Below are 20,008 nucleotides of genomic sequence, written 5' to 3' on the forward strand. Positions count from 1 at the left end.
AAAAATTTGAAATAAAGTAAAAATCACGCCTAACTATTCTTAGACGTGATTTCTTCATTTAAGTACTGGCATTTAACGAAAAATCTGCTTAATCTTAGCAATTATTCTGCTAACTAGCTCCAACAGCTGGAGATTACATTGGCTGAGCCGCAGTATCATCAAACAAACTAGTGACAGTTCGTTCAACGTATGAAGCAGATTGTGGAGTTTGATAGAGATCCACCCCTTCTTGTGCAAACACATTGGCATTTGCTATCGCCGCCATTGCGGCTTTGACTTCTGTTGCCGCAAGGTTATCAGCGGCATTGGGCAAAGACAGACTAACCTTTTTATTTGCACCATTTAAGAATACTAATCGTAAAGTTTTGCTTTTTGTTACCATATTATTTTCTCCCATCTTGAATATTATTTAGCCAATTTTTTATTCTTCATCATCTAACGGAATGCCCTGCTTTTGCACCAGAGTGGCTGCAGCCAGTTCATCGTGTTGCAATTTGGCTAGTGCCGACCCGACTTCTGCCAGTCCACCAGCTGCTGCACCCTTTTTAACGTTCTTCAAAACTCGTGTCTTAATTCCCTCACTACCATATTTAGAATTTAAAAATGTATATTGGACTGATTGTTCTAGTAATTGAAAATTCATCTTAATTTAGCCTTTCATTGCTGCTTTTTTTGTAATCAACTCGCGCGCTAGCTGTCTTACACTATTACTAACGAATTAAAATGGTAAAATGTAACATTTTTTATGGAGAAAATTTTCTAGCCTTATGTGAAAAGCACCATTAAGTAGTCAAATCTACTTAAACAATCTATAATTAAACTAAGTATTAGTAAGGAGGATAATTTCCTATTATGAAAAAAACGACAATTGGTACGATTGTGGCAGTAGTAATTATCGCTATCGCTGGTGGCGCTTTTTACGCAACCCAGAAATCAAATAGTGATAAAGTTAATGCTTCCTATAATAGTGCAATGACCACCGGTAAAAACGCTGTTGCAGACAAGGACTACTCAGAAGCAAGCTCTGCTTTTGCTAAAGCTTTCAAGATCAAAAATACTGACCAAGCCAAAGCCTACAAAAATCAATCTGACAATATGCTTTCTGCAATTAGTGCAACTAAAAAGGGTAAATATGATAACGCATTGAGCAAAACAAGCAGCGTAATCAACAAAGCTAATGGTTATGCTGTCTTAGTTAAACAAGGTAAGAAACTAAAAACTACTATTGAAGATGTCCAAGACAATTATGAACATGAAATTCAACCTATCTTTTTAGCAGCAACTGAAGCAGAAGTTGCTAAGCAATATCTTAAAGCGGCTGATCAATACCAAAAAGTACTGGACTTGCCTTATATTGACGGCAAGTATTACACCCAATACAAGCAGAAAGCCGCAAAAGGACTTGCAGCCAACCAGAAAGCAGCCAAACAAAATAATAATGGCACTTCCAGCCAAGGCTACAATTCTATTTCCGGCAGTGGTCAAGACACCGGTAATGCCGGCAAGACTGGCGCAGGTGCAATGGGTAACCATAAAGTACACGGCAAGACTGTTACCAACAAGCAGATTGCTCAATTGCGTAAACGCGTAGGCAAATTCGGCTATGATTCAATGTCCTGGAGTCCGCAGGACTTAATCGACCTCTATAGAAAATCTGGTCGCACTAAGCCAAGCAAAATTACCAGAAAAGACGTTGAGAATTATCTTAAGCCATAGTTAGTCCTTTTCTTTAAAAGTGATGATTAAAAAGCGCCGTAAATTGATGTTATGGTGCTTTTTTCATCCCCTGGCGCAATTTTTACAAATAGACTAAATGCTCTAAATTGCTAATTTTTGACAAAAACTACTATTATGTAGATAGTAAATTGGTTCAATAGTTGCTTTTATAGGTTAAACTCTGTAAAATGACTATTGACTTTCACGTTTCCTATTTTTATTAAAGGAGTGTCTTGCTTTGACTGAAAAAGAAAATAATAGCACAGATAAAGATAACGAAAAAGAACAAGAAAAAGACAAAAAAGAAGAAATCAAGGTTGTGATGCCCGATGCTGAATGGACTACTATGCCACAGGCAGAATTTGCTGAGCAACCTGACCATTTAACTGTCTTTGCTGATTTTTATATTGCCAAGTTTAATCAAAACGATTTAGAAATCATGAACTTGTACGATGATAACTCCAACATGGTTGATATTAACCACTATCTTCTGGACAACATTCACTTTAGCCGCAAGGAATTAGTTAAGCATGTATTGCAATATCATGCGCAAAACTTCCAAAGTATAATTGATCAAATTGCAGACAAAGATAATGTTGATGCCACTAAGATGACATCATACGATGATTGGGACAACTGGTACGAAGATCGTCGCAATAATATTCCTACTTCTTTATCATAATTTACTTGTGTAATAGCAAAAAAAAGAACAAAATAGATACTTAAAAGAGAATGCCAAGATGACATTCTTTTTTACTTAAAGCAAACTTTAAAATATTGTCTATGGGAGTACATAATTACTATGGATAAAAATAAGAAGCGGATTTCAGCTGCTGGTTTATTAATTACCATCGGAATTGTATATGGTGATATCGGAACTAGTCCGCTCTATGTAATGAAGTCAATCGTTACGGGAAATGGTGGTATTGCCAACGTTAATCGGGAATTGATTTTAGGGTCAATTTCTTTAATTTTTTGGACGGTAACATTATTAACCACCGTGAAGTACGTCCTGATTGCTCTTAGAGCCACTAACCGTGGTGAAGGCGGAATATTTGCGTTATACGCATTAGTACGTAAACGTGCCAAGTGGCTGGTCATGCCGGCTCTAATCGGAGGAGCGGCACTCCTTGCTGACGGCACGTTGACACCAGCGGTCACGGTTACCACTTCGATTGAGGGACTTAAGAATATGCACTTTGGTTCCAGCGTTCCTGTACCTAACCAAAATGCTGTCATTATCATCACGATTGCAATTTTGTTGGTACTGTTTTCAATTCAAATGCTTGGCACCAGCAGTATTGGTAAAGCTTTCGGTCCAATCATGTTTGTGTGGTTTACATTTTTAGGCATAATCGGCGTCTACAATATGACGAATGACTGGTCGATTTTAGAAGCACTTAATCCTGTATGGGCAATTAAAGTTCTGTTTAGTCCCTCCAACAAGGCAGGTATTTTTATTCTAGGTTCTATCTTCCTTGCCACTACTGGTGCGGAAGCCCTCTATTCCGATGTCGGTCATGTCGGTAAAGGCAATATTCGGGGATCATGGCCCTATGTTTTTCTCTGCTTAACCTTAAATTATCTGGGTCAAGGTGTCTGGATACTGCAAAACCCTAATTATCAGCCTCATGGCGGAGAACTTAACCCGTTCTTTGAAGCTGTGCCCGATGATTTGCGTTTATTTGCGATTATCTTAGCTACCATTGCCGCAATCATTGCTTCTCAAGCATTGATTACAGGGTCGTTTACACTGGTTTCAGAAGCCAGTGGTTTAAAGTTTTTACCGCGAATGAATATTAATTACCCTACGACCAAGCATGGTCAAATTTATATTCCATCGGTAAACAAGATGATCTGTATAGCTACTATTGCCATAGTAATTTTCTTCCGGACATCAGAACACATGGAAGCAGCCTACGGTCTGTCAATTACGGTCACCATGTTGATGACTACCCTGCTTTTATTTGAATACTTGGGTTCAAAACATCATCCGCTAATATTGCGTCTGTGTTTCCTACTTGCTTTTGGCTTTATTGAGGGCATGTTCTTGATTTCCAGTCTGACCAAATTTATGCACGGAGGCTATGTTACCGTCTTAATTGCTGGTTTCATTGGTGTCATTATGTTCATCTGGTACTTTGGTAACAAAGTGCGCGATAAGCACGAAGGTGCTCATACTTACGTGCGATTAGACGAATATACTGATATGCTGACGGACTTAAGCCACGATGATGATTACCCCACTTACGCTACCAACTTGGTTTACATGGCCAAAGTTAAATACAATAAATTTATTAAGCGTGAGATTATGTATTCTATTTTGGATAAAAGACCTAAACGGGCAAAGGCTTATTGGTTTGTAACAGTTAACATCACTAACGAGCCGTTCACTGCCAGATATGCCGTTAATACTTATGGCACTAAAAACGTCATTAACGTGCAGCTCTATCTCGGGTTTAAAAAGCAAACCAGCGTTAACGTTTACTTGCGTCAAATAGTTCACGACTTGATCAAAGATGGCACAATTGAAGCACAACCTCAAGATTACACCACTACCCCAGGACGTAAAGTAGGTGACTTCTCGTTTGTAATCGTCAATGAAGCTGTCAGTCCCCTTACAAGATTGAAGGGCTTTGAAAAAGTGATGTTGAAAGCACGAGTCTGGTTACAGAACCTTTCATCTAATCCAGCATCTTGGTTTGGTTTGGAATACACCGACACTGTTGTCGAACAGGTACCTCTTATCTTAGGCAAGCCAAGACATAACTTACATATCAAGAGGGTTGCGCCGCGCGACTATTCTAATCTAAAGAATAAAGAATTTGATTAGTATCTATAGAGACTGGTAAAAATATTATTTCAGTCCAACAAAAAAGCATTGATTTTTATTATTCAATGCTTTTTTATATGCTTTTTTTAGTTCCTAGATTACGTAAAGAAATTAAGAACAGTTCGGATCAGCGACTAACTTTCCTTTTATAAAAGCTGCTCACCTTAAACTGGGCAGCATAATTATTTTTAGACAGCTGAGATGAAGTCAGCTACTACAATTTAAAATATTACATTTGAGCCAAATTTCGGGCGATTACATTTTGTCTACGTTTGCTATAAATAATGAGTAAGGCGATGGCTGTATAGATAGCTACTCTGAAAAAGACCGCCTGCCAGTCGGCCATAGTAGGTTTCACTGCAGATGTAATTGAATCGCCGTACGTGTTAATGCCACCCTGAAACAGAAAGATAATAAAATCGTATAAGCCATGATAGATCATGGTTAAGAGTAGCGAGTGTGTGTATAGGTAAACAGCGGCAATTACAAATCCCCAACTCCCTATTTCAAGCATTTGGTGCAAAGTTGCTAAGAGAGTTTGATGGCCGATATTCGTTAAATGCCACGACCCAAAAATCAGTCCATCAAATAAAACAATTAAGTATATACGATACTTATTGCTTTGAAAAATTTGCGCAAGAAGTGCAATAACAATAAAACGTACCAGCCATTCTTCAGCAATACCCGCCTCGACAGCTGAACCAATAATACCAAGATTGATTTGATCGAAGTAGTAATTTAAAGTATCAGCAATGTTAACAACATTGTCCAAATGAGGCATAGCAATTAAAAGTAAATGTCCTGCTAAAAGCAAAGTTACTAAGCTAGAAAACAGAATTGAGTCATTCCGACTATATACAAAGTGCGGTTTTTGTATTTTCCAACTAGGCATTACCAAGGCAGTAATAATGATTAAAATAGGAATACCAGACAAGCCAGAATTATTTATCTGAAGCAGTACCTTGTTGTACCGTAAGTGCCCAGCAATGAAACTGGCAGTCCACATTATTTGACCATAGACAACAAATATAAGTAGCAAAATTCTTCCCCAATTGTTACTTACCCGACACAAGGCTAATTTAGTCATTGGAATGTACATAACAAAGGCATAGCAAGTAACCAAAAGCATCCAAAAAGTAACATTGATCAAATGATATTGATTTAGTAACTTAGTCAGTAAAGCCAGACTAATAGGCAAAGTGCAACATATCGCTATGGTTTCAACGTAATGGTTGACCAATTGCCATCTTTTAGGCTTTTCACTCTCATTCTGCAACAAAGAAAATTGTAAACAAGTAAGAATAAGAGAGAGTATAATAGCAATCTTTTGGGGTTGATTAAAAAGATTTTTATCAACAAAATTCAAAGTAGCACAAAGCAGTAAGATTAATAATTGAACCACAGTTTGTGCTAAATGAAAAATTTTTATTGTCCTATTTGATTTTAATGTCTTTATTGTTCCAGCATCTTGATTTATGTTCTTCATAATACTTATATTATATTAAATTTAAAGCTTACTTCAATAACTTTTTTAATCTATTTTTAAATTTAATTGAATTAGCCTACTTACATGGTCAAAGAATTATTCCCAGATTAACGCGTTAGCCTTCTTTGATATAATTTGTCTTTTCTTTGGTATCAAAAAGGAATCAAGATATTTCGACTTGCATCTAGTGACTTTTGGCTATCTTTACGCACCAAAAAACCATTGTTCTAACTGATTAGAACAATGGTTTTTGCATTATTACACATAATTACCAGATGTGTACACGTTTTTCAGGGTCTAGCCACATACCGTCTTCCGGCTTAACGTCAAAAGTCTTGTAGAAGTCATCTTGACATTGACTTTGAACGTTAGCACGCAGAGGACCGGGTGCGTGAACATCAACTGCAGTCTGGCTCTTAATTGCCTCAGTCAATTGCTTATTAGCCCAAATCCGCGCGAAGTTTTCAAATAATTTCTTTAAATCATCATTTTCATTCTTAGCGGCTTCAACTGCAGCGGTCAAACCACCTTGATCAGCGATGTTTTCAGAAACTATCTGCTTACCGTTAAGCTTAACTGGACCGTATTCAATACCATCAAACAAGTCAATTTCAGCTTGCGTCCGCTTCTTAAATTCAGCGTAGTCTTCGTCAGTCCACCAATTCTCCATGTTGCCTAATTCATCGAATTGAGCACCATTGTTATCAAAGGCGTGGGAAACTTCGTGGGCGATAACAGAACCGATACCACCAAAGTTGGCTGCTCTATCTTGTTTCAAATCGTAAAATGGTTTTTGCAAAATAGCTGCAGGGAATGTCAAATCATTTCTTTGCGGATCATAGCAGGCATTTACCAAGTTACCTGGCATTGCCCAAACAGTCCGGTCAACTTCCTTGTGGAGTTGCTCAAGGTTGTACTTTTGCTGCTCAATGGTAAATGCACGTTCATTTGAATAAAGGCTGCCACCCTCACTAGCTGGAACCACCTTCAAACGATTATAAATTTCTTCAATCTTACTTGGATAACCGATCTTCAAAACCAGTGCGTCTAGTTTAATAATTGCACGTTTCTTAGTTTGTTCGGAAAGCCAATCATTATTTTGCAGGCGCTCCTTATATACCTCAAGCATACGGTGAATCATATCTTCAACGTCTTTTTTGGCATCTTCACCAAAATAGGTTTGTCCGTAATAGACACCAACTACTTCACTAAATGCTTCATTTGCAATGTGATAAGCCTGCTTTTCACCACTAGACAACTTAGGCTGGCCGTATAAGGCTTGACTAAATGGAAACGCTGCTTCTCGGAAGTCTTGTGACAAGGAGTCAGCAGCCGCGTTAATAAAGATAACAATCATCCAGCCCTTGATTTCATCAAAGTTTTCTTCATTGATAATTTCGTTAATGTGATCCAAGTAGCGTGGTTCTTCAACAATAATTCGTTCCGGTTCTTCACCAATTGCTTCTTTCAAGTAGTAAGCAATCTTGAATTGATCAAACTTAGCTTCAAAGTCCTCAATCTTCATTGGATTGTAAGTAGCAGGATAATCTGCCCACTCTTCTGTAGACTTAACGATCTTAGATAGCTTAGCATCAAACTTAATAGCATCTTCTGCATATTTTTCTGCTTTAGCCTGATCAATACCAGCCATGGTTAAAAGCTTAACTGACTGCTTTTGCAAAGTATCTAACAATTGAGGTGCATCAGGAGTTTGATAAGTTGTAGTGTCAGGTAAAAATGTGCCAGGACCCGAGAAGCATAAAACATTAACTTTGGTATTCTTCATGTCAGGTGAAACGCCAAAGCTAAATGGGAGTAAGGCAAAAGTTGCTAAGTCAGGCGCATTCAAATTAAAATCTGAAAAGTCCTTTAATCCGGCAAGCATTTCCAAATCAGCTTGAATTGGTTCAGCACCGTCTTTATTTCTCTTATCAAAGTCTTTGGCAATTTGATACAACTTAACGGCTTCCGCCAAATTAGGTACATTCGGAATTTCTTTTTTACCAGAAGCAAAATCTGCAAAGTCTTGCATCAAGTTCTTTTCAACTTCAACGTCAATACCGTCAAAAGAAGCCATCCGTGAACGGTCTTCAGGAATTTTGGTTTTTTCAATCCACTCAGAGTTAATTGCTAAATACAAGTTATCTTGCGGACGCGCCCCAACATTGGGTTCGATAATATTACCACTACCGCCGCGAACTGCGAAGTTTTTATTCATTAAAAGAGTCCTCCCTTTTCATTTAAATTAAAAATAGACTAAATTAATATTATCATTTTAATCATGCTGTTAATATTAAAAAGTCTTTACAAATTACTTGTAAAGAGTAATGTACTTACGCAATTTAGCATGGAGTGGCAGTAGAAGCACAATCATCATAAAAATACTGCAAGCAGCAATTATGAAAAAGGGAATATAACCTGCCCGGTCAATCACTAAACCACCAAACAGTGGTCCAAAAGCTTGTCCTATTCCCCGCGCAACATTAATTTCGCCCTGATATTTACCCTTACTGCTAAGAGGTGACAGGTCGTTAATGTAAGCTGGAACAGCTGGAAAAGCAGTCGCCTCACCCAAAGTCAAAACTACCATTGAGAGTGCGAAATGCGCAAAATCTTTGGCAAAAATCAACGTTGCAAATGAAATAGCAAACATAAGCGTCCCAAAAATTATCTGGTGGAAAAGATTTTTAAAAAGATGCGGAAAGCGTGCCAAAATTACTTGCACAGTAACGATAATCGCACCATTTAGCGTCCATAACAAGCTGTATAAATGAAATGGTATTCCAAGCGAAACCATATAAACGGATAAATTAGACTCCCAGTTCATGTACATGAGCCAAGTCACAGCAAGTGAAATCAAAAATCCGATCATGAGCATAAAGTTATACTTAGGCATCGATTCACTTTTAGGTTTCTCGCCCTTTTCAGCAACATTCTTTTGCCGCTTTTTGTGATAAGTACTAATAGGGCGATAGTGAATTGCGGCGTTAATGCAGGCAATCGCAAATAATGACGCTGCCAAAAGGAACAGAAATTCGATTGAAAAATCATATAGATACCCTACTAACAGCGTACCAGTAACCGTTCCTACATTCTGGGCAAAATAGACCAAATTAAACACATAGCGACCTGAATAATTATGCAAACTGGTTGCAATTGAGTTGATTAAAGTCCCATTCCAGCCGCTAATACAGCCAGTAAGAATAAGCCAAAACCAGTATTCCGGCCAACCATGGAAAAATGCCATACAGAATAAGACCAGTGCATCAAGCCCCAGACCAGTAACGATTAACGGGTACGGATTAACTCGGTCATATAGCCGACCTGCTATTAGGGAACCCAAAACGTTACTGGCGCAATTGCAAAATAAAACAACCCCTATTACAGAAAGGCTGATGTGTAATTGCTTGTTTAAATAAACGGAAGTTAAGGGCCAAACAAAACTCGACCCAATCCACGTTGCTAACTCCCCCAGTAAAAGCCAGCGCAACTTAATTTCTGTTTCCTCATTAGAATCATGTTTAAGTTTCATTTATTCAGTCCTTTCTATTTTTAGATTCCATTTACCAGTTTAGCAAGAAGTATTAAAAATGAACACCCTTTTAAATACAAAAAAGACGAGAGATTTTCATTAGTATTCATAACCATGTTGGGGAAAAAGTGGGATTATAACATCCCTGCCAAGCGCAAATAAAAAGACTGCTAAACCCGCTAAACATAACGGCTTATCAGTCTTCTTTATTCATATCTATTAAAGCTGACTTAAATAGTTTTTTATTATTCCCTTCCAAACTCACTTGCTTTTTCACCGGCAATCCGACCTGAATTCCACGCAAACGCATTGCTCAAGCCTTCAATTGTTGGATAAGACGAATCAAACATTCCGGAGGCATTGTTACCAACAGCATAAACTCCAGGAATAACTTTGCGGCTAGCATTTAGCGCTTCAAAGTTTTCATTCACGAGTCCGCCGCCAACAGTACCCAGTGTAGTCGAATTTGCCCGTACAGCATAGAATGGTGCTTTTGCCACCGGAATTGACATAAACGAACTATCTTTATAAAAATCAGTGTCATCATGCTTTGCGACTAATTCGTTGTAGTGGGCAACATTTTGCTGCAGCACTTTAGCATCAACATTCATCTTATCAGCCAATTCTAAAATAGTATCAGCTTTATAAGCTGCTTTTTCCTGCACAGCTTCTTGCAAGTCACTTTCTATCTCGGCAAATGGTCCTACCTTATGTGTCATAGGTTGACCGTCTAATAATCTAAAAGTTCTTTCAAAAGAGCTGGTCCAATTAAGACTGGCAGTTTTCAAATAATCAACTAGAGCTTGGTCTAACAAGAAATAATAGTAGCCACCATTGGCATAAACCGTGTCGCCCCAAAGAGCAAAATCGTATACTAAATCTTCATTGGTAAACCTCTTGCCTTCTTTATCTATCCATAAAAAAGGCAAGCACGTTAACGTAAATATTGTGTCATTATGCCATTTAGGATGAGAGGCTGAAAAAACCGTAGCGGCATGATTTTCAAATATTCGCTTATAATTATTAATTCCGCCAACTTCTTGCAGCATTCTTAAGCCGTCGCCTGTGGCCTTTCTTTCGCCCATTGAATATAAATCATCCGGATCAATTGCCAGACTTTGGGCAATTTCCTGTCTATTACCAACAAAACCGCCATCAGCCAAAATGACTGCCTTAGTTGCTAAAATGCTGGTTTGATTATTTTGGACAACTTCAACTCCAGTGACCCGACCATTTTCCTGAATTATTTTATTACCAGTTGTTTCAGTCAGTAAGACGCCACCAGCTTTTTTAAAGTTGTTCATTACTCTGTCAAAACCATTAAACTTATCTATAAACTGATGATAAGTCCGAGGGTGGTTTTGGTGTACTTCTTGGGTATTGGTTACAAGTTCTGTATCCAAGCCATTTTCTTTGAGCCAGGCAATTGTAGAAGCCGATTTAGTGACAATAGCTTTAGTCATTCTGGCATTGGAAGAATGGTGGGTATAATTTATTATTTCTTCATAAGCGTCTTTAACAGTATAGTTGACGTCTGCTGCCTTTTGCTTTGCACTTTCGGCCGCAAACAGTCCTTGGGCGCCGAACTTACCAGCACCACCAAACTTAGCGCCCTTTTCCAAAAGCGCAACTTTAGCGCCGTTCTGTGCAGCAGCTAAGCCTGCGCCAATTCCTGAAGCGCCAGCACCAATAACAACAATATCAAATTTAGTCATAACGATTCACTCCTTTTTATATCTAACTAAATTATATTATTTTCATTAAAAAGCGCTTTCTTGATTGTGCACATGCAGAGTTAAGGTTAGACTTAACACTAGATGAGGTATAAAAATGTATGACCATGAAATTGACACTTTTTTCACAGTAGCAGAAGCCGGCAGCTTTTCCGCTGCCTCCAGGACATTATATATATCGCCATCAGCCGTAGTGCAACAGATTAATTTATTAGAAAATAAAATGGACTGTGAATTATTTAAGCGTGATTCACACGGTGTTACTTTAACCGAAGCTGGCAAATTATTTTTAAAGCAATGCCGTAAAATTAAACGGGTGTGCTCAGAAACCGAAGAAATAATGAAAAAATACCAGCGCACGCTAGTAGTAGGCACCGGCTATCTAAGCACGACCAACTTACTTGATAAGTTTTGGCTGGATTTTTTACACGCAAATAATGTCCAGCTAAAATTTCAAGAGATTAAAGATTATGAAAAAATCCCGCAAAACATTGACCTTATAGAAAGCCTGTATTCACAAGAGCCCATTCCTAAACAAGGCTTTTTATTCAAAAAGGTAACCACTAGCCCATTGCTAATAGCTATTCCGCCACAAAACAAGCTGGTGCAAAAAGAAAAATTAACGATTTCCGACTTGGATAAGCAAAAAATACTCATTATTAAAAGTTCGGTTTTAAAGCAATCGGGACAGATCAGGCATTTTATTAAAAGTAATTGCCAAAAGACCCACTTGATTAGCTATTCTGTCTTTAACAAGGCACTCATCAACGAAGCTATCATCAAAAACTACCTTATTCTAGTCCATGAAACTTTAGCCAGTTCTTGTTCTCCACTTATAAGTAAAAAAGTCAATTGGCATTTTAACGCAGACGTTGGGTTCTTTTACCGGAGCGATGCTAATATGATTACCAAAAAGCTAATTGCAAAAATCTAACTAACAAAAAAGATGATTACAGCCACTTGCTGCAATCATCCTTTTTCTTTTAATTAGTTTTAAAAAATTGACCCTTATTTTCTTGATAATACTTTTGATAGCGTCCCTTATAGTTATGGAACATATATTTCAAAAGCAGCCAGCGTTTAAAATTACGGTCCTGATCATAAAAGACCGTCGTACCGTAACGACCCTCGTGGATCAATTCTTCTGCCATGTGCTTAGCTTCATTGTCAACCGCGTATTCCTTAAATACCTTGACAGGTAACCCCAGCCATAACACGTGCTTTGATTTTAATTTATTGCCATAAACTGCTTCTTTATCATGCAGGCTATCATAAACGTAGTCATCTACATACCACTTAGCCAAGTTATAGCCGTTAAGGGTAACATAAAAGCTTGAACGCCCTTGGCGCAGGTTAATTTCAAAGAATTTATACTTTCCATCCCGCGTATCATATTTAATATCAAAGTTAGCCATACCAGTATAATTGATTTTTTCCAAAAATGACTCCACTTGTTCGTAAAGCTTTTCATCATATTCCGGTAAAATCGCCATATAATTGCCGATTGACTGAGGTGTTGGGTCTTCTAGCAAAGGGTGTCCCATACACATCATCTTGATATGATGATCCTTGTCAACATAAGCATTTAGCACCCGCATGTATGAATCATCACCGGGAATAAAGTCCTGCAGAATTAGGTCCTCTTGATAACCATTCTCATAAATTTTGCCGACAATATCACGCAATTCAGTTTCATTATGAATGGTAAAAGCTTTTTTGCGACCTTCAAAATGTACGTCAAGCCAAGAAACTGGATCTTCCGGCTTAAGCTCTAACGGGTAACCAAACGGCAATTCCAAATAGTTTTCCGCCTGATAGTCAGCGAGCGTCACAATCTTAGTTTTAGGGTAAGGCAGACCATATTTTTCGGCAATTTGGTAAAAGCTCTCTTTGGAAATTAACTTTTGTAACAGGTCATACTCAATATAAGGAACAATAAAAACTTTTTCCAGTTCACTTTTATGTTTGGCTAAAAGCTCTGAATAACCGTCACCACAAGAAATTAAGATTACTGGTTCCTGATGATCCTGATATATTTTCATTTGCTCGCGCATAACCTCTATAAAGGTCGGATCTTCGCTAAAGCCTTGGTGTAATTCAACACTGACGATTTTGGAGTAACGAGTCGCTGCCAGTTGACTATCAGCCAGTGCTTTTACTTTAATGCCATAAGCCTCGTTAAACGATCGGGCCATGCCATACACGTTAATGTCACTACCAAGTAAAATTGGGGTAAACTCTTGTTTCATTGATAAATTATGCTCCTCATTAAACCAACTTGCCCTGCTCAATTAAGCTGGCAACTTCCGGTTGAACATGCTGGTATTTGGCAACCGTTTTTTCATAATCAACAAAGAACAATTTGTACCATACCAAAAATGTATAGATAGTCCATATTTGTCGACGATGCGAACCGTCACCTTTGTAATTTTCATCTAGTAAGCGCAAGATTTTGTCCTGCTCAAAAATATCCTGCACAAAGTCTTCACTGAAAAGTTCACGCACCTGCTTATAAAAGCGTGGTTCCTGCAACCATTCTTTGATTGGGGTCGGGAAACCTAATTTTGGTCGTTTAGCCCATTCATCAGGAAGGACTTTTTCCGAAGCTTTGCGTAAAGCATATTTAGTATCGTACTTATTAACCAGATAATCGGTTGGAATTGAATTAGCTCTTTCTGCAACCTTTTTATCTAAGTAAGGCACACGCAGTTCAAGCGAGTGTGCCATTGATATTTTGTCCGCTTTTTGCTCAATGTCATTAAGCATAAAGTGGTGCAGGTCAATGTATTGCATTTGCCTGACATTATCAAGATCTTTTACTTTTTTAAAGTCGCTTTGATAAATACCATTAACGGTTAATTTATTGCGATACGATGGTTTTAAAATTTTATTGGCATCTTCTGAAGAAAAGATTGTGGGATAGTCCATATCATAAATAACCGATTGACCAACGTAAAACTCACTTGGTTCAGCCAAATTGGTATACAAATGAACTTTCCCTGGGAAGTTCGGCATCTTTTTAATTTTATGTGCTAACTTAACCCTGGTCTTCTTCGGCAGCTTTTTGCATTGTGAAGTGAATACTTTAATAATGCTGTTATGCGTGTGCATCCCGTAATTAACATAACCGGCAAATAGTTCATCCGCACCTTCACCAGATAGAGCCACAGTAACATGCTTCCGAGCCATTTTACACAAATACCATAATGGAATTATTGACGGATTGGCATCCGGTTCATCCATGTGGTATTGCATTTCTGGAAAATCGTGCATTGCCTCATCAGCTTTTACCTTATCAGAAAAGAAATGCCAGCCCTTAATATCAGCTAAAGCTTTTGCCTTAGATGCTTCATCATAAGTGGCATCGTCAAAAGAAATTGAAAAGACATCATCTGGATTTAAAATGCTGGTAATATAACTTGAATCCACGCCTTCTGACAAAAATGCGCCAACGGGAACATCGGCAATATGATGCAATTTAACTGATTCATGCAAATCTTCGTCAATTTTGTTGACTGTTTCTTCAAAACTTAAAGTATTAGCCTTGTATTCTGCATCCCAGTACTGGTGTATTTTCATTGCGCCATCTTTATATTCAAACCAGTGACCAGCAGGAAAACGGTAAATACCTTTGAAGAATGTTTCGTGCAAATCATTGTACTGGTTCATCAAATATGGCTTGACTGCTTCAATGTTTAAGCGGCGCTTAAAGCCGGGTAACGCCAAAAAGCTTTTAATTTCCGACCCAATAGTTAGGTGACCGTTCTCATCACTGTAGTAAAGCGGCTTAATGCCAAAGAAATCACGGGCACCATACAATGTCTGAGTATTATCATCCCAAATTGCAAAAGCAAACATGCCACGGACTCTCTTAAGCAGACCATCCATGCCCCATTCTTCGTAACCGTGTAAAAGGACTTCTGTATCGGACTTAGTGGTAAATGTGTGCCCAGCAGCAATTAATTCTTTTCTTAATGGCTCAAAGTTATATATTTCACCATTAAAAATAATTGCCCGCGTTTGATCTTCGTTATAAATCGGCTGACTGCCGCCACGTAAATCAATTATTGACAATCTTCTAAAACCCAGAGCGACCTTATCATTGGTGTAAAAACCATCTGAATCAGGACCACGGTGCTTAATTGTTGCCATCATTTTACCAATGGCAGCTTGCTTATCATTTATTTCCGGATTATAAAATGCAACAATCCCGCACATTACTTATCTTCCCTTAATTTATTTTTTTGTATAGTTTTGCTTCTATTTTAACTTTTCCATTATATGCTAAAAACCGGGCAATTTCCAAATTGCCCGTCGCGATTTTACTAAATATAAAAGATTCTGCGTTTGCTGGCTGCACCATAACCAAAGGCCTGAATATAGTGCCGTTGTAAATCAATATTGACAATGTAACCCGCAAATTCAGTTTGATGGTCTATTTGCCGCTTCCAATTTTTATTATATTTGGTAGTCAAAGCATGATTTGGACCCATCAATGCTGAACAATTAAACAAAATATATTGAATACCATTAATACGATATTGATCTTCCCTGTGCCTATGACCGCAAAAGTAAGCGATAATACGGGCATTTTTTACATTAGTAAAATCAAAGTCATTAGCTAAGCGAAATTCAGGTGGTATGCCGCGGCTGGAATGCATCTGGCCCTTTTCACCCTGATTAAACGCGACGAGTAATTCGTGCAAAGAACGACCATTATATTTTAAGGCGTTTGATCCCTTGCGATTAATCGGATTAGCATGGCTCATAAAGATAATATGTTTATTCGAAGATTGCTCTAAAATCTCAATAATTTCTTCGATTTGATCTTCTCTTACTGCCAATGTGAGCTTAACGTCATATTTTTTTCTGCCTTGAGCGTCCAAGTAGTAAGGTATGTCTGAAGTGTTGACGGAAATAAACCGCAAATCATCAACATCATAATAACAGACCCCATGCTGGCGGGTAATATAATGAATGCCATTTTGTTTATATAAAGCAGGCCACATAATTCCCTCAAATTCATTTTCGGGAAAAGACGCCCTTAGGTCATGATGTTCATCAAACTTATCGTTTTCATCATGATTGCCTTTAATCAGCATATAAGGTACTTTGTCAGAAATAAATGAATCACGTAATTTAGTTAATTCACTTTCACCTAAAAAGCCAGCATCTGAGCCATCAATCCAGTCACCCAAATGGATCTTTAGACTAAGAAGACCAGAATCATCAAGATAAGAAAATTCATTAACATGAGTCAGGCCGTTCCAACCATAAAAGTCCATACTGTTACGGTCTTTATAATGGGTATCGGTAATGACGCTCACATTAACCGAATTTTTACCAGTACGAATATGACCTTTGACCCTTGCCACGAAGCGCTCTAAATACTCCTCTACAACGTAGCGGCGCCCATTTTTACGGCTCACAAATGCGCGATAGCGCTGCAGCTCAGGACTAAAGCGACGGACATATTCAGGCTCTAACTTATCAGTGCTTTCCAAACTAAGGGCTTGGTGTAAAATTTTATTTTCATCTTGATAGACGGTCAGAGTATAAGGTTGTTCATTAGGCGTACCTTGTTCTCCATCAACATGGTATTCCCCCACCGTTAAATACTCCTGCATCGGATCCAGCTGTTCGTCTTTTTTCTTGAACACAGCATGTAATTTAGCTCCGTTAATTTTATCTGCTAGTCCTTTAGCATACTTAAAAACACCCATTTTTTTGCCTCAACCAGAAACAAAAAGAGCTGAGCACACTACTCAGCCCTTAACTATAAACTCTTTTCTAAAGCGTGTGCTGCCAAACCAATTGCTAAAAGAGCATCTTTAGACAATACTCCTTGTAATGTTTTGGGCGCTACTTCTTGAACTGCCCCAATTACCTTAAAGCCGTAAGAAACAACGTGAAAATCAACCACTGCATTGTAAAACCCATCTTCATAAGGATTTTCATGATTATAAGTTAGATTAATTTCATTTTTATCAACGAAACCATCAACATGGTTGGTTAAAATCCGATCATGTAAATCGGTCAATTGTTCTGACAACTTGATTAAAGTTAATTTATGATCACTTTCAGTATCATAATACTGTTCTTGCGTCATTTTGAAGTATTCTTTAATCGGCTTATGCAAAACGTGCAAACTGTCAATTACACGATAAACTGCCTCGGCATCAAAATCCGTTTCTTTATTTAAAATACTCTCTTGATTTGCGGCCAAGTCATCGGCCAAAGTCACTATCTCTAACTTCTCCATGGTTTCCTCCTAAAGTTCATTATATATTATACCAAAAAAACTACTATTGCACTTCTTGAAGGAAAAGTTTCTCTATCTTTTCCAACTCCTGATACAATCAAGGTCAATTATTTTATTAATTCTAAGTAATATATTTTTTTAAAAAGAAAAAAATATTTTTTACGTATTTATCTTTAAGCGCTACGATAAGGCAAAGGAGAAAAAGATGAACAATATTACTCGCTGTCCGTGGAGTGATCATGACGACCCCTTAATTAAAGAGTATCACGATCATGAGTGGGGCAAACTTAATTTAGATGAACATTACTTGTATGAGATGCTGCTGCTAGAATCATTTCAGTCAGGTCTAAGTTGGTCGACCATTTTGCATAAGCGGGCCCATTTCCGGACTGCTTTTAAAAATTTTGTGCCAGAAGAAGTTGCGCAAATGTCGGCAAGCGCTATTGAACAATTAATGCAGGATAAAGGGATTATCCGCAACAAGCGCAAAATCACGGCGGCAATTAATAATGCCCGCGCTCTTTTAATTATTGACGCACAGTATGGCAGTTTTGCCCATTATCTACAACAATTTATTAAGACGCCAATTATGCACCATCCACAAACAAGTTCAGAAGTGCCAACGACAAATAAAGTAGCACAAAAACTAGCTAGACAAATGAAAAAAGATGGCTTTACGTTTGTGGGTCCAGTGATTATTTATTCTTTTTTAGAAGGAGTTGGCTTAATCAATGATCACTTAGAAAATTGTCCGTTTAAATATCACGGATAAAAAAAGATTGAATTAAATCAATCTTTTATCTTACTATTTAATTTGCCTGCAAATTTTATAATGTCGAAATAGTTGTTTTGCCAAATATTGATTCCCAGTCAGAAGTAAAGTCTGAAATGGCATCTGTAATAAGGTGTGACTCCAGCCCTTCAGCAATAAAGGTGGGAGCTACAGTAACAGCTTGCGCGCCGTTTGCAATTGCGCTGGTTATTTGACTGACAGTGTGAAAACTAGCAGCTAGAATTTTAGTATTTCGCTGTTCGTGATTAATTACTTGGTTAAGGTCGTTGATAACTTTATTTGCATCAATATTATTATTTTCCATTCTATTATAATAAGGTGCTAAATAATCGGCGCCAGCAGCTATTGCAAGAAAGCCTTGAAGTTCCGTATAAATTGAAGTTGCAGTAATTCGCACATTTTCTTTTTTCAATATTTTAATTGCTGCCAAACCAGCTTGGTTAACCGGAATTTTGATATAAACATCTTTTCCTAACTTAGCTAAAACTGCATGGGCGTCAGCCACTATCCCTTCAGTAGTAGTGGCTACCACCTGAACGTGCAATGAACGTTTATCCCCAATCAGTTGTTTTATTTGTGCTAAACGGTCAAAGAAATCGGCTTTGCCTTCTTTTTTAATTATTGAAGGATTGGTAGTAACCCCAGATAAAGGAATAATTTCTTGGTATTTTTTGATGTCATCAATATTTGCTGTATCTAATAAAAATTCCATTGTAGTTTTCTCCCCATAAACTAAAGTAAATTATATTATTTACCTACATTATACTTTAGTTTTTGTCCTACTTCTCCACCGGGGTGAATTTTTAAGAACTCTTTTTGAGAATAGTGCTTGCTCCGCGCTATCATGACTGAAATCGCGTCAAATACAGAAATAACGGCTAAAGTACTGGAAGTAGCCATCATATGAAAATCATCTGCTTCCTGATCGACAATGACCTGCAAAATGCACTCCGAGTTTTGGGCTAAAAAGGAATCAGCTTTTTCAGTTACACCAATAATTTTAGCTTGACGACTCTTACTAATCTCTAGGACTTTATTAATTTCTTCTGTTTGACCACCTTTAGATATTAAGATAACCACATCATTTTGACTGACTACTCCGCCGCCACCGTGTGGTGTATCAGCTGGCGAAAGATAGAATGCAGGCTGCTCAATTACGTTTAAAGTATGGGCAATTTTTTTAGCAGCCATTCCAGAAGTGCCACAACCAGAAATAATCACTTTTCCCTGACAATTTTTTATTAAGTCAAATACTTGTAAAACCTGATTATAGTCAATATTAGCAGCGACATATTTGAGAGTATTTCCTTCTTTAGTAATAATGTCTTTAAAATCTGCACTTTTAATCTGTTTTTCTACCATAATTATTGTTCCTTAACCCTTTTTGCAATTTCCTGATATACTTGTTCAGCATTGACGCCGGTCAAAAGTGGCACGGCTGAGATTACCTTATCTTTGATGCCTGCCGGAACTACTGTAGTCGATAAAATAATATCGTAATCATCCAAACTGCTCATCTTTTCGCTAATGCTGGCATGTGAAATGCTGACATTGTTTCCCAGACCCTGTTTGTTCAAATATTCTTTAATGCGGTTGGCAACAACAGTTGATGTGGCTATTCCAGTGCCGCACATTACTAAAATCTTTTTCATT

At 37.8% G+C, this 20,008-nt stretch carries 18 protein-coding genes; 5 read left to right on the plus strand and 13 right to left on the minus strand.

Annotated elements, in window-relative coordinates; genetic code table 11:
• Nucleotides 1–133: 133 nt before the first annotated feature.
• Nucleotides 134–382 carry a DUF2922 domain-containing protein gene (locus DLD54_RS07665; RefSeq protein ID WP_046327666.1) on the minus strand — a complete coding sequence of 83 codons (249 nt, stop codon included), beginning with the start codon at nt 380–382 and terminating at the stop codon, nt 134–136.
• A 39-nt stretch (nt 383–421) separates the two neighbouring features.
• Nucleotides 422–643, minus strand: coding sequence for a DUF1659 domain-containing protein (locus tag DLD54_RS07670; protein WP_109918812.1), 222 nt, complete (start codon nt 641–643; stop codon nt 422–424).
• Between the two features lie 209 nt (nt 644–852).
• Here DLD54_RS07670 and DLD54_RS07675 point away from each other — a divergent pair, with 209 nt between their 5' ends.
• The 3 genes from DLD54_RS07675 to DLD54_RS07685 all read left to right on the plus strand — a co-directional run bounded on the left by DLD54_RS07675 (nt 853) and on the right by DLD54_RS07685 (nt 4,549).
• On the plus strand, nt 853–1,716 hold the full coding sequence (locus DLD54_RS07675; protein ID WP_109918813.1) for a hypothetical protein: 864 nt from the start codon (nt 853–855) through the stop codon (nt 1,714–1,716).
• Between the two features lie 238 nt (nt 1,717–1,954).
• On the plus strand, nt 1,955–2,398 hold the full coding sequence (locus tag DLD54_RS07680) for a hypothetical protein (RefSeq protein ID WP_109918814.1): 444 nt from the start codon (nt 1,955–1,957) through the stop codon (nt 2,396–2,398).
• Nucleotides 2,399–2,518: 120 nt separating this feature from the next.
• Nucleotides 2,519–4,549 carry a KUP/HAK/KT family potassium transporter gene (locus DLD54_RS07685; RefSeq protein ID WP_038524291.1) on the plus strand — a complete coding sequence of 677 codons (2,031 nt, stop codon included), beginning with the start codon at nt 2,519–2,521 and terminating at the stop codon, nt 4,547–4,549.
• Between the two features lie 229 nt (nt 4,550–4,778).
• On the opposite strand, the gene DLD54_RS07690 is transcribed toward DLD54_RS07685, so the two are convergent.
• The 4 genes from DLD54_RS07690 to DLD54_RS07705 all read right to left on the minus strand — a co-directional run bounded on the left by DLD54_RS07690 (nt 4,779) and on the right by DLD54_RS07705 (nt 11,282).
• On the minus strand, nt 4,779–6,035 hold the full coding sequence (locus tag DLD54_RS07690) for a CPBP family intramembrane glutamic endopeptidase (RefSeq protein WP_109918815.1): 1,257 nt from the start codon (nt 6,033–6,035) through the stop codon (nt 4,779–4,781).
• 268 nt (nt 6,036–6,303) lie between these two features.
• Nucleotides 6,304–8,253 carry a M13 family metallopeptidase gene (locus tag DLD54_RS07695; RefSeq protein WP_109918816.1) on the minus strand — a complete coding sequence of 650 codons (1,950 nt, stop codon included), beginning with the start codon at nt 8,251–8,253 and terminating at the stop codon, nt 6,304–6,306.
• Nucleotides 8,254–8,346: 93 nt separating this feature from the next.
• Nucleotides 8,347–9,567, minus strand: coding sequence for an MDR family MFS transporter (locus DLD54_RS07700; RefSeq protein ID WP_109918817.1), 1,221 nt, complete (start codon nt 9,565–9,567; stop codon nt 8,347–8,349).
• 245 nt (nt 9,568–9,812) lie between these two features.
• Nucleotides 9,813–11,282, minus strand: a complete 1,470-nt coding sequence (locus DLD54_RS07705) for an FAD-dependent oxidoreductase (RefSeq protein WP_109918818.1) — start codon at nt 11,280–11,282, stop codon at nt 9,813–9,815.
• Between the two features lie 115 nt (nt 11,283–11,397).
• Here DLD54_RS07705 and DLD54_RS07710 point away from each other — a divergent pair, with 115 nt between their 5' ends.
• A complete protein-coding gene (locus DLD54_RS07710) occupies nt 11,398–12,234 on the plus strand; it encodes a LysR family transcriptional regulator (RefSeq protein ID WP_109918819.1) in 837 nt (278 codons plus the stop codon).
• A gap of 49 nt (nt 12,235–12,283) precedes the next feature.
• On the opposite strand, the gene DLD54_RS07715 is transcribed toward DLD54_RS07710, so the two are convergent.
• The 4 genes from DLD54_RS07715 to DLD54_RS07730 form a co-directional block, all read right to left on the minus strand.
• Nucleotides 12,284–13,549: a carboxylate--amine ligase gene (locus DLD54_RS07715; protein WP_046327675.1), complete on the minus strand. Its 1,266-nt coding sequence runs from the start codon at nt 13,547–13,549 to the stop codon at nt 12,284–12,286.
• Between the two features lie 19 nt (nt 13,550–13,568).
• Nucleotides 13,569–15,518 carry an asparagine synthase (glutamine-hydrolyzing) gene (gene asnB, locus DLD54_RS07720; RefSeq protein WP_046327676.1) on the minus strand — a complete coding sequence of 650 codons (1,950 nt, stop codon included), beginning with the start codon at nt 15,516–15,518 and terminating at the stop codon, nt 13,569–13,571.
• A 107-nt stretch (nt 15,519–15,625) separates the two neighbouring features.
• On the minus strand, nt 15,626–17,023 hold the full coding sequence (locus DLD54_RS07725) for a metallophosphoesterase (RefSeq protein ID WP_109918820.1): 1,398 nt from the start codon (nt 17,021–17,023) through the stop codon (nt 15,626–15,628).
• 53 nt (nt 17,024–17,076) lie between these two features.
• The gene (locus DLD54_RS07730) at nt 17,077–17,562 is read right to left on the minus strand and encodes a hypothetical protein (protein WP_038524317.1); all 486 of its coding nucleotides are present in this window, start codon (nt 17,560–17,562) and stop codon (nt 17,077–17,079) included.
• A gap of 205 nt (nt 17,563–17,767) precedes the next feature.
• On the opposite strand from DLD54_RS07730, the gene DLD54_RS07735 reads away from it, so the two are divergent.
• Complete coding sequence (locus tag DLD54_RS07735; protein WP_109918821.1) at nt 17,768–18,334, plus strand: DNA-3-methyladenine glycosylase I; 567 nt, start codon at nt 17,768–17,770, stop codon at nt 18,332–18,334.
• Between the two features lie 55 nt (nt 18,335–18,389).
• Here the strand turns inward: DLD54_RS07735 and DLD54_RS07740 are convergent, their stop codons facing one another.
• From DLD54_RS07740 to DLD54_RS07750, 3 genes are read right to left on the minus strand one after another with little or no spacing between them, the layout of a single operon-like run.
• Nucleotides 18,390–19,067: a fructose-6-phosphate aldolase gene (locus tag DLD54_RS07740; RefSeq protein ID WP_109918822.1), complete on the minus strand. Its 678-nt coding sequence runs from the start codon at nt 19,065–19,067 to the stop codon at nt 18,390–18,392.
• Nucleotides 19,068–19,102: 35 nt separating this feature from the next.
• Complete coding sequence (locus DLD54_RS07745) at nt 19,103–19,717, minus strand: KpsF/GutQ family sugar-phosphate isomerase (protein ID WP_109918823.1); 615 nt, start codon at nt 19,715–19,717, stop codon at nt 19,103–19,105.
• A gap of 2 nt (nt 19,718–19,719) precedes the next feature.
• Nucleotides 19,720–20,007 carry a PTS sugar transporter subunit IIB gene (locus DLD54_RS07750; RefSeq protein ID WP_038524326.1) on the minus strand — a complete coding sequence of 96 codons (288 nt, stop codon included), beginning with the start codon at nt 20,005–20,007 and terminating at the stop codon, nt 19,720–19,722.
• Between the last annotated feature and the right edge of the window lies 1 nt (nt 20,008).

This window comes from Lactobacillus helsingborgensis (genome assembly GCF_003173695.1).
Classification (GTDB): Bacteria; Bacillota; Bacilli; order Lactobacillales; family Lactobacillaceae; genus Lactobacillus; species Lactobacillus helsingborgensis.